Annotated in this window: 6 protein-coding genes; 1 reads left to right on the forward strand and 5 read right to left on the reverse strand. The window is 44.7% G+C overall.

The window, feature by feature from the left end; all coding sequences use genetic code 11:
* The first annotated feature begins 94 nt into the window (after positions 1–94).
* A complete protein-coding gene (locus tag BM056_RS19405; RefSeq protein ID WP_092473550.1) occupies positions 95–367 on the forward strand; it encodes an NHLP leader peptide family RiPP precursor in 273 nt (90 codons plus the stop codon).
* 222 nt (positions 368–589) lie between these two features.
* On the opposite strand, the gene BM056_RS19410 is transcribed toward BM056_RS19405, so the two are convergent.
* The 5 genes from BM056_RS19410 to BM056_RS19430 form a co-directional block, all read right to left on the reverse strand.
* Entirely contained in the window at positions 590–5,509 is a 4,920-nt protein-coding gene (locus BM056_RS19410) for a S8 family serine peptidase (protein ID WP_092473552.1), read from the reverse strand.
* 320 nt (positions 5,510–5,829) lie between these two features.
* Positions 5,830–9,474 carry a X2-like carbohydrate binding domain-containing protein gene (locus BM056_RS19415; protein ID WP_131820797.1) on the reverse strand — a complete coding sequence of 1,215 codons (3,645 nt, stop codon included), beginning with the start codon at positions 9,472–9,474 and terminating at the stop codon, positions 5,830–5,832.
* Positions 9,475–9,597: 123 nt separating this feature from the next.
* Positions 9,598–9,933, reverse strand: coding sequence for a DUF3307 domain-containing protein (locus BM056_RS19420; RefSeq protein ID WP_092473556.1), 336 nt, complete (start codon positions 9,931–9,933; stop codon positions 9,598–9,600).
* A gap of 37 nt (positions 9,934–9,970) precedes the next feature.
* Positions 9,971–11,809 (reverse strand): CHASE2 domain-containing protein, encoded by a 1,839-nt coding sequence (locus BM056_RS19425; protein ID WP_092473680.1) that lies wholly within the window; start codon positions 11,807–11,809, stop codon positions 9,971–9,973.
* 273 nt (positions 11,810–12,082) lie between these two features.
* A complete protein-coding gene (locus BM056_RS19430) occupies positions 12,083–18,244 on the reverse strand; it encodes a hybrid sensor histidine kinase/response regulator (protein WP_092473558.1) in 6,162 nt (2,053 codons plus the stop codon).
* Positions 18,245–18,300: the final 56 nt, after the last annotated feature.

Genomic DNA, 18,300 nt, shown 5'->3' on the forward strand with positions numbered 1-18,300 from the left:
TTTAACAAAAGTTTATTTTGCGTTTATAAATAATTTAGAAACCGTTGCTAAAATATTTATATAAATAAATTTTCTTGAAAGGAGGTTTGCCAAGGTGATCCAGGAAGATATGACGGCGATCCCGCGGGACCTCAAAGAAAAAATTATTCAGAAAGCCCGGCAAGATGAAATTTTCAAAAATCAACTTCTGACCAATCCACATAATGCAATTACCCGGTTCGGGGCCCATATCTCGAAAAAGGTTGAAGTTAAGGTGATGGAAGAATCAGCCAGAGTGGCCTATCTTGTTCTTCCCGTCTTACAGGAAGAAATGACCGATGAAGAGTTGGACATGGTTGCCGGCGGCATTTGCTTTATCTATAGCTAAAGCAATTCGAATCCTTTTGATCCTTGATAAGAGTGCTTGATAAGAATAAAATTCAACTAGATTATTAAACGGGGTGCTTCAAGAGTGTGCCGGATAAACTTGCTCTCATTTTTAAATACAAAAAGCAGGGGAACCCCTGCTTTTTGTACTTTACGCCCCCAAATTTACCTTTATAGCAGCAGGTTATTTTGAGGAGCAGAATTAGTTATTATTCCTGCCGGATCAATCTTCGTAAAATGCTTTAAACTTTCTAATTTCAAATGTACAGTATAAGTCGTCTTCAAAGTATTCTTTAATTTCAACAGTGTAATCCCCTGCATAAAGATATGTCCCGATAAAGGAATATTCGTCGCTATAGTTATCGTTATACTCTATTAAGTTGCCATCTCCGTCCCACAAATATAGTTCCGTATCAACATACTCATCTTCATCTCCCGCAAAGAAAGACGTTTCAAATTCATAGTAACCTTCATCTTGTTCTGTTACCGTAAAGTCATAACGATAAGGTTGTTCATCCGGTGTTAATACAATATCCTCTGTATACATTTCTTCCATCTCAATCCGGGACGGCGCTTCCAAATTGAATTCAAGTTCTGCCGTCTGACGGGATAGAATGGTTACATCTTCTACTACTTCTTGTTGGTACTCTTCCTCATATTTATTATAGTAGGAAAGCACCACTTTGTATTCCCCCGGCTTAAGGTAATGGAAGGTATGGCCTCCGTCTTCCCCTGTGGTGCCATAGCCCACCAGATTCTCATCTCTGTCTAATAAGCTGAGAACCCCGTAACCAACGCCAATAACTGACTCTGATTGCTTAATATTCGTTGTTACTTTTAAAGAGCCGTAATCAACGGGCTGAATTTCTCTCAGCATAGCCTCCATATCAATGACACCATATCCCAGTTCTTCTGTGAAACCGTTGCCCTGAGCGGTTTTTTCCAACTGATTTTTCACCTGAGCGGGGGTCAGTTCAGGGTATTCCGATAACAGCAATGCTGCCGCCCCTGCCACATAGGGGGAGGCCATGGAAGTGCCATCACTGAACTTATAAGCGTATTCGGAGCCGTAGAAGTAATTATAGTATGTTGAGTAAATCTTAATCCCCGGCGCCGCCACAGAAATCCAGGGTCCGGTGGTGGAGAAATCTGTCCGCGTATTCTTGGGTGTTGAGGCTGCCACAGCAATAACTCCGTTATATGCTGCGGGATAAGCGGACACCCTCTTAGAGTGGTTACCCGTAGAAGTTACAACCACCACTCCCTTTTCCAAAGCCTTATCAATGGCGTCTTTAGAGGCAAAATCGTAGCCTCTGCCACCGAGACTCATATTAATTACCACACGTTTGTCAGGGTTTTCTTCTACATATTTAGTTACATAGGAAACTGCTTCAATCCAATAAGAAGTATACATTACTCCATAACTATCCTGTACTCTTATCGGCATAATGGGACAATCCCATGCCACCCCGGCAATTTCCCCGCTCCTGCCGTTATCTCCGGCAATACCTGCCACGTGGGTACCATGGCCACCGAGATCTATATTTGGTGTACCTTCCCCTGTGGCGTCATAGGGGCTAACAAAGGACTTATCAGCAAATTCAGGATGGTCTGTTTGCACACCGGTGTCAAGAATGGCAAGAATTACATCTGACGACCCGGTGTTTTTCTGCCAGGCTTCTTCTGCATAAATATTCTTCAAACCCCACAACTTATCCATTGCCACTTCCGGTCCCACAATAGTATTGACGGAGGCAGATACAGCCTGGGTCAACAGTTTTTGGCTGTCATCTGCTTTAACAGGCTCAGGCCTGTCAAGCAGGTAGTCGGGCTGGGCAATAACAACATTCGGGTCTTTAAGCAGTTGGCGGATAAAGCTTTTAACGTCTTGACCCCGAGGTACTTTTACCATACTCCACCCGGTTTCATCCCACTCTTTTAGGCACTCACTGCCTAAAAGCTCAAGGGTTTTTGCCAAGCCCGCCGTATTATTGGTTTTCACCAGAATATGCCCGTCAGCAAACCGGCTGTTTTCAAAGTCCAGCAAATCAGTTTGAGATATATTGTCCCCTACTTCATTATCAATGGTTGTGGTAAACATATTTTCCCCGTTTATGGAACCTGTCAATCCATCTCCGGCATAAGAAACTGATTCTGAATATCCGTTATCGGTATCTTCATGTTCTACATAATATTCGCCATTAATGATGTCCCACGAATAAATGCCGCCAGGTTCCAGGTACAGGTCAAATGGCAATTCGTATTCCAATTTGTTTTTACCTTCAGATACTTCTTCAAATAAACTATCTTTCCATTTTAAGTAATCTGTTGCATCATATAGCTGAAATTCATACCATTGATCTGAATCTTCAATCTTGTATTTTGACTGGTAATCCTCAAAACTGCCACCTATTGTTTGAACATACCATGAGAAAGTTGGTGAAAGCTCAACACCGGTTTCCCCGTTCCTGGGACTGTCAAGTATTATGTTAAAACCTGGCAAAGGAGCACCACAACGAATTAAGGCATCGTCGCTGTTATCCCCTCGACTGTTATAGGGCACAACTTTATAATACGTTAACTTTCCGATGGCCAGTTCGTAACTGGTATCAACATATTTATTCATAACCCAATCATCTGTTACCGTTTTTACCGTACCAATTTGTTTATACTTCACCCCGTCAAAACTACGGTACACCTTATAACCGTCAGCACCCGTTGCGGAATCCCAACTTAATTCATTAATGATGGTAACATCGTCCTCATTCCAGCTATCATTGTCCATCGTTTTAGTCTGATCCACCGGCATGGAATACAAGCCCCAATTCTTACCATAGGTCTCGCAGGTTAAATTTAACTCCTTAATTTGGCCGGGGGGACCTTGCTGCTCCGGGTTAACTTCATTTTGTACGGTTACCGGCAGAACATATAGAACCGAGTTTTCATTGTTATCGTAGGCCAGTATTTTTAAATATGTTGGCCCGTTTGGATAAGTGGTTGTGTCAATTGATACTTTTACTGAATTCTCACCCCACTCTCCTAAATCATAATCTTCCTTGGGGTGTCGCTGTTCTCCGCCCAGATAGACGTAATAAACATAGATCCCTGTTTCAGATTGGAAGGACAAATCAAAATCAACAGTTCCCGAGAGTGTAGCACCGGGACTGATTCCTTCCAGTTGCATGTCTGGAGGTGTCTCTCCCCAGGAGGTGTTGAACAGATCTCTGACCGGGACTTCATAAATATAATCCAAGTTATTCCATCCATAAACATACTCAATAACGCTGCCGCCACCGCCATATACCTGGCTGGAAACACTTTCCTCCCCATAAACGGAACCTGAGACGCTCTTCCAGTATACATCCTGAATTCTCGCCGCAGCTAATTCATTAATTGAAACCAGGATATCACCCGGTGTTTGGAAAATATCAGCCGGGTAGGTTACAGTGGCCCCGGAAATTCCCGCGCCTCCACGATTATGTGTAACATAACCTTCAATTAATTTGCTCTTATCCTCATTCTCTATCTTAAAATATCCCTGGGAGTCTGTAATTACTTCCGGTTCCTTGGTAGTGAATCTCCATAACGGCCCGACTGCCTGACCGCCCTTTTCATCCTTGGCTACTATCCTCCAGTAATAGGTGGTTAAACTGTCCAGCTGGCCGGGCAGGTAGGTGGTGCTATAATGTCCTGTTTCCTTTTTAACTGACTGGTTAAGGTTTTCCACCTGAGTTTGGTCGGTTCCGAAATAAATATCATAGGTTAATGCATCCCCGTCCGGATCGCTGCAGGACCAGTTTAAGAACGGTAGTAATTTTACTTTTTCCGCTCCGTTAGCCGGTGCAGGTGTTTCGGGCTGCTTGGGGTCCTTATTGGATGGCTTATTTGAAGAACCACCTCCGCCTCCCCCGCCACCGGAAGGCGTACTGGGAGGTTCTGTTTTATTTTGGATGTTACCTGCGCCTTTTACTTCTGCTTTTGAATGCAATATCAAATCTTTAACGTCAGTACCCTGGTTTATATTCAACTTGGTGCCGGAAACATTTTTAGCCACTGTCAAGGTAGCAATGCTGGTATCGCCCTGGGTGCTGACAACCATATTGTTTGCTTCAACTAGTACGCTATTAAATTCACCATTAAGTATTACTTCATTTCCTCCAGCTTCTTCTGCAACAACTATATCTACGGCTTTTCCGTCCCGGCCTTTAACCCCTTTGGCCACAACGCGTACTTTTCCATCTACATTTTGAATGATGATGTTTTTGTACTGACCCCCGTTAATTACAATGCTGTCCGGGCCACCGCCTCTTACGTAGGTGTTCCCTTCCACAATTACATTGTTTAAGGTAACCGTACCCTGGCCAACTTCTTCGGCGATTATTAAATCACCGTGGATTTTTTGGTTCTGTACTGTTACCCCGTCAGCTTTAATAATTACATCTGTTTTGACATCTTCTATAGTTTTTTCAGGTCCATAAGTGCCGGCTTTATCAAATATCAGCTGGTTGTCTTTTGTTTCTGAGGTATCAGTAATTGAAGCAGTCTTATCCAATGCTGTTATAGCTTCTGCACGAGTTACACTATTTTGAGGTTTAAAGAAACCGTCAGGATAACCATTCATATAAGCCGCTTTGGCTACTGCACCAATGGAGCCTTTGCACCAATCGGGGATATCGGTTGCATCGGCAAAAACAGAGCTACCGGCCGGGTTATTCTCTAATATCTTAATTCTAGCAATAATGGCTGCCGCTTCCTGGCGGGTTACAGGCGCATCAGGCTTGATGGTTCCATCGGGATAGCCGGCAATGTATCCCGCCGCTTTAGCTTTTGCCACAACCCCTTCATACCAAGCGCCTTTGGGTACATCTATGTAGTTTATAGCTGTGCTTGCCTGATAACCAAAGGCATTGTTTACCAGGGCCATAAATTCCGCCCGTGAGACAGGTTCATCCGGCTTGAATGTACCATCCGAATAGCCACTGGCTAAACCTTGATCAATCCATTTAGAAATAACATTTTTAGCCCAATGTGTATCAGTATCCGAGGGTGTTGCCGGATAGGCTGTAAAAGGCATTAACGCTATGAAAAGTGCCATGCAAAACGCCATCAATAGAATACTAAGACCTTTCTTTTGGTAAATCATTCTTCTCCTCCTTAAACTGATTTTAATAGGGTCTTTATTCCAGCATTTGGCTATAAGAGATTGATGTAATAATTGTACTTGTACTTGATAAAATCTTTATAAACCAAAATAAACTTAACTTAACATTTGAATAAACTTAAACTAAATTTTTTTATTAAATAATCAGTGAACAAACTGGAATTTGGTCTATTATCCTTTTTTAGAAGAGGTTTTTTATGGCCGAGGAGAAACAATCCAATGCTGTGGATATATAAGGAACTTCACGAATAAATCGCATAATAAAAAGGCCAGCCGGAATTTTGTTCCGGTCTGACCTGGAATTAACCAATTTCAAGCAATACTTCAACATTTGACGGAGAAGCTCTACACAATGTTTTCATTCCGTTTTGGTCTACTGCTACCACTGCGACATATAGGTTAGCTCCTGCCGCCCACTCAAATGTTGCTGTTTGTGTTCCAGGCGCAATGTTATTTTGTCCTGGTACAACATCTGTTTCTGCCGGTTCACTGCCTTCCTTAGCCACGATTTCATAGTGGTCCACTGTGTTTGTGGCTGAATCCGTCCAGGTAATGGTTACATTGTTTTTTCCATCATCTTTAAAATTATCAGTTGTTGTAGGCGGGTCTACGGTGAACTCTTCAGGCGGCTCAGGCGGGCCATACACTGAAAATGTCACTGATTCCCAAGTACTAGCTTTTTCACCTGCGTACGCATCTATATTAAAATCGTAATCACCTACAGAGGGCAGGGTTTTGTTCAACAGAGTGATAACTATGGTATCGTTGGTTCCCAGTGGAGTGCTTGGTTCGATTTCAACAGTACCGTATTCGTCTACAGTAGCCTGGCTTTCTTCATTCTGGATTTCCTTTTCAGGCCCCCCTGCTATACTAATTTTGTCACTGCCGACGGCCTTTATTTCATTAGGATTGTCGAAATAGATGAAATCCACGGCATCACCGGTAGTGTAGGTTACAGTAATCGTGGCTGTTGAGCCTGCTGCTCCGGAATTCGGTGAGATAGTCAGGCTACCCGGTAGGGTCCGGCTTTCCAGCAAGAATCTATCCGGATACAGAGGTTCGCCCTCAACTTGAACATATACCGAGCCCCTCTCAACGTCGGCAGTTGCTGCTATAACGTTATCCCCAAATACCATGTATTCTACCCCCGTATCCAGGGAATAGCCATCTAATAGAGTAAGGGTGATAACAGCATTACTATCTCCGTCTGTATCCCCTGTTTGTATATCGGTAATGGTTAATCCCTGCGGAATATTTCCATCCGAATCGGCAAAAGTCCATTTGTTTATATCAGGATCCAATTGAATATAGGACATAGAAATTGTAATTGTCTTGTCTGCTCCAGAGGCTGTCACACTGTTCAGTAATCCGAAACTGACAATCCCGTCCTGAGGAGTGCTGCAATTTCCAGCTAAGGCTGATTCTACACCGTCAGGTGTATATACACGGCCATAATACACAGAAGACAGATAAAATGGGTACTCAATAGCCGGTTCGCCGTCAATTTGAATGTCAAAGGCCCCCTGGGTGACATCCGCTGTTTTATCTAAAGAAACATCCAGCTCGTAATCACCGGCCATAAGGGTAGTTCCAGCCGGTATGGTTACAACAAGAACAGCATCTTTCGTTGCATCATCAGTGCCGGGTGTTTTACTAAAGCCTACATCATCAATGGAAGTACATTGGTTGCCATCCCATCTATACAGATCGTTATCCCAACTACCTAATGACAGATGGCTGAAGGAAACTGTAATATTCCTGTCTACCCCGTCGGCGACGAGGTCGGTTCCTAACGTGAAATGCAGTTCGAATATTCCTCCCGTGCTATTGCGAGTGAGAGGTACACCTTCACCGTTATCGTTTTTAAATTCCCATAGGTTAGCGGAAGTGATTAAGCCCTGCGGAGCAGTATTAACCACAGTCACTGTCATTGTGGGATCCACACCGGCATTGAAGTCAAAGGTCAGTTCTAAGTTCCCCACGTTCTGAGCTGCCAAACACTCTTTCTTGATAGTTACTATATTCCCGGCTATTGTGTAGTCGGTGCCAGCTGCCAAAGTGTTTACACCATTTTTAATAGCAGACAGAGTATTGCCATTTAAGGTCATGGTTACTACTAAATCTGCCTGGTAAGCTTCATTCTTGTCAAAGTTCGCTGATATCGGTGCAATTGAAGCATTAAGTGGTATTACTGTCACCGTAAATTGTCTTGTGCCGCTAGTGTATCCAGCCTTGCTGGCGGTTACGGTTATAGTGGTGGTTCCAGGTTCATGGCCGGTAATGGTTAAGCTATCCCCACTTACAGCTACAGTTGCCACATTTTCATTGCTGGATGCTGCACTCTTGGTTGTACCAGACGGTGTACTTGTTACGCTGATAATCCGACTGCCTCCGGCACTCAGGCTAATATCAGTAATAGGGCTTATAACTACTGACCCCGTATTACCGCCGCCTCCACCACCTCCGCTACCTCCGCCACCAGTAGAAGTTCCCGTTTGAAGTTCCTTCGGTAGCGGCGGTATACCCTGGGACACCTGGCCGAGTGCCTGGTTAATTAATGATTGCATTATTTGACCACTAGCTGGTTGCTGCAAAGGTGATAGTGCCGGTTCCTGTTTAGACTCGATATCTTTTGCCCTCTGCTGTGCCCAGTTTGATACCTGTCCCCATGCCCGCATAGCCTGGTTATTCATAGGCGTCGGAGGAGCAGGCGGGGCCTGGGATGACTGTGTTGATGTTTGCTGGCCCTGTAACAATGAAACTGTCCGACCACCGGAAGTTACTTCAGCTTCACCGGTTAGCAGGCTTGTTCTGGAACTACCGTTGCTGGTCACATTGTTCTCCCAGAAGGTTCCCCGGATGGATGCCACACCCCAGGGCATGTCTACCTTTACCTTAACTTTTTTATTCTGAGCCGTTTGCCACCACTGTGCATTTTGCCCAACCTGGGCAGGCTTTGTATTGGCAAATAAACCTGATATTGTACTGTTATTAAGCGAAGCAACCCTGGTTGGCTTTATTACACCAACGTTATTGTTCTTATCAGCACCGGCACTTGCCTGCTGTGGTGTTGCCAGAGCGCCGAATATTTGTCCCTGCTTTAAGTATACTTCCAACCAATCCACTGCTGTACCGGCTTTGCCACCAGCGGCTATATAAGAACGTCCTCTGGCATCCTTTAAGGTCAGTTCGGTATTTTCCTTTATCAGAATGCCGGTTCCGTCAGGAAAAATAAGTTCAGCAGAGCTACCCTGGGATGTGTTTATTTTATCCTCAAAATTAATTGATGCCGTTTCTTTTACTTGTTCCGGTTTATTATTTAATGCTCTAATCAGGCTAACCTCGCCACCGGTAACATTTAAGGTGCATGGTAATTCCGTTTTGTACAGTATTTCATCCCTGGTTAACAGGACTGCCAGCGCCCTTGACATGTCTCCACGTGTTAACGGTGCATCGGGAAGGAAATGCTTTTTATCACCAGACAAGACTATCATTTCAGAGGCCAGACCAATGGCAACCGATTGCGCAGCCCAGTGGCCGGGCATTAAATCTTCCAGTGCTGGAAGCCCAATGCCGGAAACTGACTGTTTGGAAACGCGTAGGATCAGTGCTATACCCTCTGCCCTGTTTAATACTTCGTTAGGACGAAAAGTCCCGTCGGGATACCCACGCACTAAACCCGACGAAACTGCTGTCTTGATACTGCCTGCTGCCCAATGATCGGCGGGAACATCTATAAAGGAAGTTGCTGAAGATTGTGGTTTTAGCCCAGCAACACGGACAAGCAGTGCAACCGCCTCTGCGCGGGTTAGCCCGGAACTGGGCTTGAAAGTTCCGTCTGTAAAACCATTAATCATTCCCCTGTTGGCTAAGTAATTAATAAACAATGAGTTAGCATTGGTGTCCGGTACATCGGAAAAGACTTGATTGTCTATGGACTTAGCCATTGCCACAGGTATTAAGGAAAATAATAGTATGGTTATCACCAAAGGCGTTATATATCTATGAAAAACATTAATATTAAAACAAGACACAACAACCCCACCTTTTATAATTATCCTCTTTCGATTCTAAATAGCCAGGACCAGTACCAACACCAGCACATGAAAAACTTGATCAACCATTAGTTGTAACCAAAAAACATCCGGGGAACGCGTTATGTGTGTTGTCCACCACTTAACCAGGTTGCGCTTATCCAAAATTAGGTGAGAGAAAAATATGACAGCAATACCCACTATAGTTATGCCGCCGGCAGGCAGGGAGCAGACAAAAACAACTCCGGTATAAACCATGCTATGTAGCAGTAGGGGTAGCCAATTACTACTTTTATTCTCTGCCATCCAGCGGGTTTGAAATAAATAGTCCCCCACTAAATGACCAATTAGCAACCATTCAAATAAATTCATTGGAAATCATCCTTTTCCATTTTGAAAATAAAAATTCCTAATAATTTACCGTATAACACCCCACTGCCTCGCTAAAACCTTTAACCTCCGCCTGACCTAAAAAGGCTAAGGATGCTTTAATTTCACTGCTAGCCGAAAGCTTCTGTACCGAACGCTCGCTAATAACGACTAATGTACCAAAGTGTTTAGTGAGCCCCTCAACCCTTGAAGCCAAGTTTACATCTTCACCAATTACGGTGTAATCCATTCTTTCCGGGCTTCCCACATTCCCAACCAGCACACTGCCGGAGTTAATACCTACCCCCACTTGCAAAGGAGGCGCGTTTTCTTGAGACCACTTCTGATTGATACCCTCAATTACCACTTGTATTTCTACCGCTGCCTTAATGGCTCTTTCAATGTGGTCCGGATAAAATACCGGTGCACCGAAAATCGCCATTATACCGTCACCCATATATTTGTCCAGGGTACCACCATACTTGAAGATGGCATGAGTTACAGCGGTAAGATAATCATTTAGCCTGTTAACAACATCTTCGGGTGCTTTATTCTCACTATAGGCTGTAAAACCACGGATATCACAAAACATTACGGTTAGTTCCTGCCTCCGGCCACCCAGGGTGATGCTTCCGGGTTCGCGCATTAGCTCATCCACCACGTCCGGGGAAACATAGCGGCTAAACATAGCTCTGGTTCGCCGTCGTCCAATTTCCGCTTGAACAAAATCAGTGGCTGTCATGGCTCCATAAGTTAGAAAGATTAGTGTTACCGGTGCTGCAATATCAATCCATTGGCGATAATGCCAAAGGGCAAAGGCTATGCCAACAAAAACAATGATTAAGATAAGGGTACTTAACAAACCACGCCAGGGACCTTTGCCGGTTACGGCCAGGGAAGTAACCAAACCTGCTAATAATAAGAAAAAAGCATTTAATAAGGGGTGAACTTGCTCATACCAGCTTTGATCATAAAAACTCTGTATGGCGGCAGCATGAATTTCAACTCCCGCAGTGGGAGGATTACCACTCTTAACCATATTGGTTGTGGTAAAGGGTGTGGGGTAGACATCCTTGCCCTGGGCAGTTGTATCCCCGATCAGCACAATTTTGTCCTTAAAGAAGGCGGGGGAAATTTTGTCTTCAAGAATATCTGCATAGCTGATTGTTTTAAAGGTCTCCCGTGGCCCCCAAAACTTGGGCATTGCCCGGTTAAGATTATCTACGGGGATTTTCCTTTCACCTACATTTAATAAACCGGGTGTTAGTTTGATATCCATATAGCTTACGCCCTCAGCAACCATAGCCATGGCCAGGCTTAGGCAGGGAATCGGCATATCAAAGGTATTCACATCCACCATGGATATACGCCGAACCACATGATCCGGGTCGGTAGGGGTGTTAACAAATCCTATGCCCGCTACACCCTCCCCCAAAAGCTCCAGGGGCATCTGACATATCTGAATCACTTCTCCATTAGGATCCTGTTCAAAGTTAAAAGCATTGGCCAGCACAACTCCACCATGCTTTGTTATCGCCTCTGCAAAAGCGGCATCCTCCTGGGGATCACTGGGTTGGGCAAAAGTCATATCAAATCCTATCACTTTTGCTTCACTAAGTTTTTCCAGTAATCTCGCATGCACCGACCTAGGCCAGGCAAGGGGCCCAATCCGATTGATAGAGGTCTCATCTATGCCTACCACTACTACCTTTTCCCCGGGGTTGTGCACGCCATTGAGACGAAACCAGGTATCATAGACGGCCATTTCAGATCGCTCAAAAAGGTGGAAGAAAACGGCGGCTTGAACTATCAAGAAAAGGAAAAGGGGTAAAATCCACTTCTTATTACCTACCAGAATAAATTTCTTTTTGTTTTCCATGGCACCCTCCTTATTTTTAAAGTCACCCGGAATTAAAATCTTAATAATCAATATAATATCAAGCTTAAACATCCCGGTTTGCAGTCTCCTTATCCAATTGCTCAAGGATCATAGATGATTAATGAAATAATTATACATTTACCTGTTAAACTCCATCTAAACTGAAAATAAACTTAACTTAACATTTTATAAACTTAACTAAATTTTTCCCGGTAACATAAAAGGTGCTTTACGAATAACCGCAAAGCACCTTTGTCAACCAGTTAAAATACTTTAATTGTTTGCTAGAAAAGCCTTGAGACCTTTCTCCAGCCGTTGATATTCCTCTTCAACTGTTGGTATCAGCTCTGTTACTGCCTCTAATTCACCGGCTGCAGCCAGACTTTCCAGCTTTTTGCACAGTTCCGCAAATCCGGCGGCGCCCAGCAAGTAACCGCTGGATTTCATGCCGTGGGCCTGCAGGCACAGAGTCGCCGCATCCCGATGTTGGAAAGCATCCCGGAGCGCGGATAGTTTGTCAGGCATGTCCTGCAAGAATGTTTCAACTAATTCCACGAGAAAATCCTCATCCCCGCCGATAATATCCAGAAATTCCCGGTGCCTGCCCGGGGCAACAAACGCTGCCAGGTAGGAATCCACAACCCTGCTTACCGTCCTATCCGGAACCGGCTCATCTTGCGCCAGGGTGATATCATAATCAGGCAGCCAGCGGGCCAGAACTTTTTGTAAATCCGCCAACCGGACCGGTTTGCTTAAATAATCATCCATCCCGGCGCTCAAACATTTTTCCCTCTCTCCCGTCATGACGCCCGCTGTCGTTGCAATAATGGGAGTTCGCCGTCTTCCTCCGGCAGCCTCAAGCTGTCGGATAGCTCCCGCCGTCTCGTAGCCGTCCATAACAGGCATCTGGCAATCCATCAATACCAGGGTGTATTCAGCGGAGGAAACAGCTTGCACCGCCTCCCTGCCGTTATTAACGATTTCAGCAACTAGACCAAGCTTTTTTAATTGGGAAACAATTAACTTCTGGTTGATGGCGTTGTCCTCCACCACCAGAATAGTCCCCGATTTATTTTTCCCTTTCATCAGCTCCCCAGTCAATCCAACCGGAGCATTGTTTTCAGCCGGTTTAACAGCGGCATGGCCCAGTTGCAAGGGAACTGAAAACCAAAAGGTTGAGCCCCGGCCTTCCAGGCTTTCAAAACCAATTCTGCCGTGCATCAGTTCCACCAATCGCTTGCAGATGGCCAGGCCAAGACCGGTACCTCCGAGTTTTCTGGTGAACGTCAGACCAACCTGATAAAAAGGCTGGAACAAGTATTTTTTAGCCTCGGCAGGTATTCCTATACCGGTATCCCTAACTTCATAACGAAGCATTACCTGCTCCGGTTCCTCCTTTTCCAGAAAAGCATGAAGCGTCACTTCTCCTTGATCGGTAAATTTAATGGCATTGCCCACTAAATTTAATAGCACCTGGCTCAGGCGCCCCGGGTCGCCCCGCAACCATGCGGGGATCTCCGGGGCGAAATGGGATTTGAGGGCAATACCCTTGCTGTTTGCTTTGGGAATTAAAGAAGCAATAATGGTTTTTTCAAGGGCTGAAAGATCAAAATCAGTCACTTCCAGTTTTAATTTGCCCTCTTCGATCTTTCTAAAGTCAAGAATGTCATCAATTATCGTCATCAGCAAATCGGATGATTCTTTAACAATAGCTATGTATTCCCGCTGTTCTTTATTGAGCGGCGTTTGCAGCATAAGTTCGGTCATACCGATAACGCCGTGCAGGGGGGTGCGGATCTCATGGCTCATCACTGCCAGGAAATCGCTTTTAGCGCGGTTTGCCGCATCCGCCTCGTCTTTGGCCTGTTTTAGTTGTTGATTCGCCTGCTGCAACTGGCTTGTTCTTTCAGTGACCGTTTGTTCCAGTGTCTGACCCCATCTGGATATCTGATCCCTGGATTTTTCCAGGTTGGCGTATAACCGGGCGTTTTCAATGGAAATGGCTATCTGGGAAGACAGCAGCCTCAACACTTCCACACGGTCCGGGGTAAATGCGCCCGTAGACAGGTTGTTTTCCAGGTAAAGAATGCCGGACGTCTTTCCCTTGCCAATAACAGGCAGGCAAATTACCGACTTGGGACAGTATTTACAGATATATTCATCCTGGGTGAATATTCCTTCCCGGGCAGCATCATGGAGCACTACAAATTCCCTGGTCCGGAACACGTAATATACGATGGCCTCGGAAAGATACCCGCATTGCCTGAGAGGAACGGAGGCGCGGATAACCGGCGGCCCTTTGCCCATACCTCCGTCGCCTGAAGACGGGTCCCGGGTCATGTCTTCCCCGTTTGCGGAGACCGATACTTCTATGCTGAGCCCATCTTCACTCTCCATGATAAAATAACCTTTTTGCGCGCCGGCGTTTTCCATGATTATTTCCATCATTTTTTGCAGCAGACGGTCCAGAACAATTTCCCCGGAAAGCACCTGTGATACCTTTACTATTGAAGCCAGGTCCAGTTGACTTGCCCCTGCTCCGCTTAGTCCAGCGGTTGCTGAGAACAATTGAGGGAACATTTGCTCCAGTTTGTCCGCTATCCGTTTAGCACCCCAGGCACGGTATCCCGCACATGCCTTGTGCATATACAGCCCGGCAATGTGATCTTTGCCTGCCGCCAGCCAGAACCTGGCCGCCAGTTCATTGCCCAGGGCTTCGTTTTGTATATATTCGTTTTCTCTTGCGGACGCAATGGACTGCTCGTAGAGTTCCATGGGGGCAGTAGTTTCTTCACCGCCTATACGCGCCGTTTCAGCCGCCACCAGGTAATATTTGTGCAGATAATTCTGCGGGCAGGCACCGGCCCATTTTTTCAACTGCCGCCGGTTTTTTTTGACTATTTTTAAATAGTGCTTTTTTTGCTGCTTATTTAATTGCCCGTAGGAGGCAGTTATGATCAGTGACTGCCAAAATACATACTCTGTGGCCAGGGGCATACCCCGAATTGAATTGATGATGTCTAAATCTATCTCTTGCAGCACCTCTAAAGCTTTAATATACTTTCCTTCAAAATAGTATGATTGCATTTTAAAGATATAATAAGCCATAATAGCCATACCATTTCGCTGCTCGATTATTTCTTGTATCAAAGCATCTTTCTCAGCAGAAAAAAAAGGTTGGGCAGATTCACCCCTGAGATACTTTACAAACCTTTGCACCAGGAGAAAAAACCTTGACGAATTTTCAAGCTTGAACCTGTCGGTAAATTTCAGATAAGAAGCGCTTTCCTTATAAATCCCTGCCAGCTGCTCTCCCAATATAATTTTATTTTGCACCATTCGTCCCATTGTACCTGCGGCCATGTAAAATTCACCGGAATCCAAGGCATATTGCTTGGCCCTGGCGGAGTAATCAAGGCTTTTTTGCAAATGTTCTCCCCAATGGCTGAGGTATGCGGCAACAGTATAATAAACCCTGCATTTAACCGGGTAATTGTTGTCCCTGTCAGCCAGCTCCAGTGACACCCGCTGCAGTTCCCGCGCAGCCTTAAAGTCCTGCAATATCCCGCCGGCAATGATACCGTACCCGGCGTAGGCCAGGGCGGAATGGTGAGTATTGCCATATTTAAGGGAAAGGTCGGCCATTTTCATTAGCATGAGTATAAATAATCCGGGGTTGCTCAAACTGGCGGCCGGAACCAGGTTATTTAGCTGATCCATTATTTTTTTGACACGAATTTCATTCATTTCGGGTAATTCAGGCAAGTTTTTAATCTTTTTAACCGGCAGACGCAGTTTAAGCCACAGAATTTCTTTTAAAATACTATATTTGCCGGGGTGTTGGGGTAATTTAAATCCCAGTTCCTTCAGACCCATGAGCCCAAATTTAAATATATCCGCGTATTTTAAAGCATTAGCGGAAATTAGCGCTTTCATGGCCATGACATCGGACCTGTCCGTCTTGGATTTGGCCCTGGCCAGTAACGTTTCAAACAAACGGTCCCCCTCAGCCGCTTTTCCGCACAGGTAAAGACACTGGTAGAGTTCCAGGTGCAGCTCAAAGGTCAGATGGTACTGTTCGTTCCAGGCGTTTGACGGTAAAAATTTTTCACCCGCCTCCAAATAGTGCAGAGCCGCTTCAAATGCGGTTGAGATTTTGGCTTTTCTGGCCGCCATTAAATTATATTCAGCGAGTTTAACCCTCTCTTTCTGTTCAGTAATCAATTCCGGCCCAACATTAAGGTAATCAACAATTTTGAAAATGTTCTTTTCCAGTAAAACCTGTTTCGTTTCTTGCAGCATTATTCTTCCTATCTTATGCTGGATCCGGTTTCTCTTTTGGCCTGGCAAAAGAGAACTTACTGCCTGGTGCACACGGTCATGCAAAAATTCACAGGATTTCGGAGTATAGACAAAAGACTCCATTTCCTTACCACCGGTATTACTGTGTTTCGGGACAGCAGCAACGGGTTGTATAACTCCCATGTGTACGGCCGGCCAAATATCGCCGGTTAATTGCTCAATTGATTGCCTCATAATCATAGATAAAATCTTTAATTCAAAAACTCTTCCGACACAGGCGGCAAACATTAATACCTCCCTGGTTCTTTCAGGGAGTTTTTGTATTCTGTTTATAACCAGTTCGATTACGTTATCCCGGGCCATGAGCTGTTGCAGGCTGCTAATATCCCATTTCCAGCTACGCTCCTGCCAGTTAAAATACAGAGAGCCATCTTCAAACATATCTTGCAACAATTGTTTGGCGTAAAAGGGGTTGCCGGCTGATTTCTGAAACAATGCCTCTGCCAGGGGGTAAGCAGCTTGCTCCGTACAATTAAGGGTTTCACCCAGCAACTGCCTGATGCAACTCTGATTTAACGGTTCCAGCCTGATTTCATGAACAGGTACCCTGGAATTTTTGATTTCTCTGACCAATGGCAGCAACGGGTGGGTATCTGCCAGCTCGTTATCCCGGTAGGCGATAATTAATAGCAGATAATTTATTTCATTATTATTAATTATGTAATTAATTTGCTGCATTGACGCGGTATCGGACCATTGCAAATCGTCAATAAAGATGACCAGGGGGTGAGCCTCTGTGGCAAACACTTGTAAAAACTCTTTTAACACAAGCTGGAAACGGTTTTGCGATTCATGGGGGGGTAATTTGGGGACGAGAGGCTGCCGGCCTGTAATCAATTCTACTTCTGGAATTAAATCGATAATGATCTGCCCGTTGGGACCCAGAGCATGTAAAATTTTATCTTTCCATAAGGCAATTTGTTCTTCGTTTTCACCCAGGATTTGCCGAACAAGCTTTTGCATGGCTTGAATTAAAGAAGCGTAAGGAATGTTGCGTTGATATTGATCAAACTTACCTGAAACAAAAAAACCATGCTTTTGTACCGGTTCAACTATTTCATTTATTAATGAAGTCTTGCCTATCCCCGTATACCCGGCGACCAGGATCAATTCCACAGCACCCAGGCCCACTCGCTCAAAGCCATCCAGGATAGTCTTTATTTCTTTGGCACGACCGTAAATTTTTGATGGAATTTGAAATTTACTGGAAATATCCTGGCTGCCTAATTCAAAAACTTCAATTCTGCCGCATGTTTGAAGCTGGTCGAAACACCTTTGAAAATCTTCTTTTACACCAACGGCGCTTTGGTATCGATCTTCCACATTCTTGGCCAATAGTTTCATTATTATATTTGAAATTGCTTCAGGTATATTGGAACTTACCATATGTGGTGGCAGGGGTGTTTTGGCCAGATGGGAATGCACCAGTTCCAGCACATCACCGGTAACAAAAGGCAGCCTGCCCGTTAACATTTCATAAAAAGTTACGCCCAGCGAATACAGATCGGCCCTGAAATCCACAGGCCGGTTCATTCTGCCTGTCTGTTCCGGAGCTATATAGGCCAGCGTTCCCTCGGGGTTTTGGGGGTTGACTATGACAGAGTTTTCCGGGGTTAATATTGTGGAAAGGCCAAAATCAATAATTTGAACCTGGCCGTTTTTCCGGTTCCATGTGATATTGCATGGATTGATATCCTTGTGCACGATACCGCACCGGTGAATATCACCAAGTAAACCGGTAGTTTTAACAGCGAGGGTGATAAAAGCAGGCCAATCAATTATCTCGTAAGGCAAAATTTTATCCAAGGATGTACCGCCGGTATCTTCCAAGACCATAAACAGGTAATTTTGATATTCTTCCAACCCGTACCCTATTACAACATCTTTCGACCGCAGGTGATAAATAATTGCATACTCCTGTTTGAAATGCATTATTTCATCAGGTGCGGCATGTTTGGTGTTTAAAAGCTTAAGCATAACCGGCCGGTTATCAATATCGGAAACCGCGCGGCAAACAACAGATCTTTTACTATAAAGTTGCTCCACGATACGATAGTTGGGAATATTAATCATATGTCCTCGCTTCCTAAACCCGGGAAATTAAAAGTTTATTAAACATAATTTTTAAT

Source organism: Desulfotruncus arcticus DSM 17038, from assembly GCF_900113335.1.
Classification (GTDB): domain Bacteria; phylum Bacillota; class Desulfotomaculia; order Desulfotomaculales; family Desulfallaceae; genus Desulfotruncus; species Desulfotruncus arcticus.

Bases quoted from the DNA above. Each gene is read 5' to 3' on its own strand.
- BM056_RS19425 (WP_092473680.1), bottom strand. From the start codon at position 11,809: ATGGAAAACAAAAAGAAATTTATTCTGGTAGGTAATAAGAAGTGGATT.
- BM056_RS19430 (WP_092473558.1), bottom strand. From the start codon at position 18,244: ATGATTAATATTCCCAACTATCGTATCGTGGAGCAACTTTATAGTAAA.
- BM056_RS19420 (WP_092473556.1), bottom strand. From the start codon at position 9,933: ATGAATTTATTTGAATGGTTGCTAATTGGTCATTTAGTGGGGGACTAT.
- BM056_RS19410 (WP_092473552.1), bottom strand. From the start codon at position 5,509: ATGATTTACCAAAAGAAAGGTCTTAGTATTCTATTGATGGCGTTTTGC.
- BM056_RS19415 (WP_131820797.1), bottom strand. From the start codon at position 9,474: ATGGCTAAGTCCATAGACAATCAAGTCTTTTCCGATGTACCGGACACC.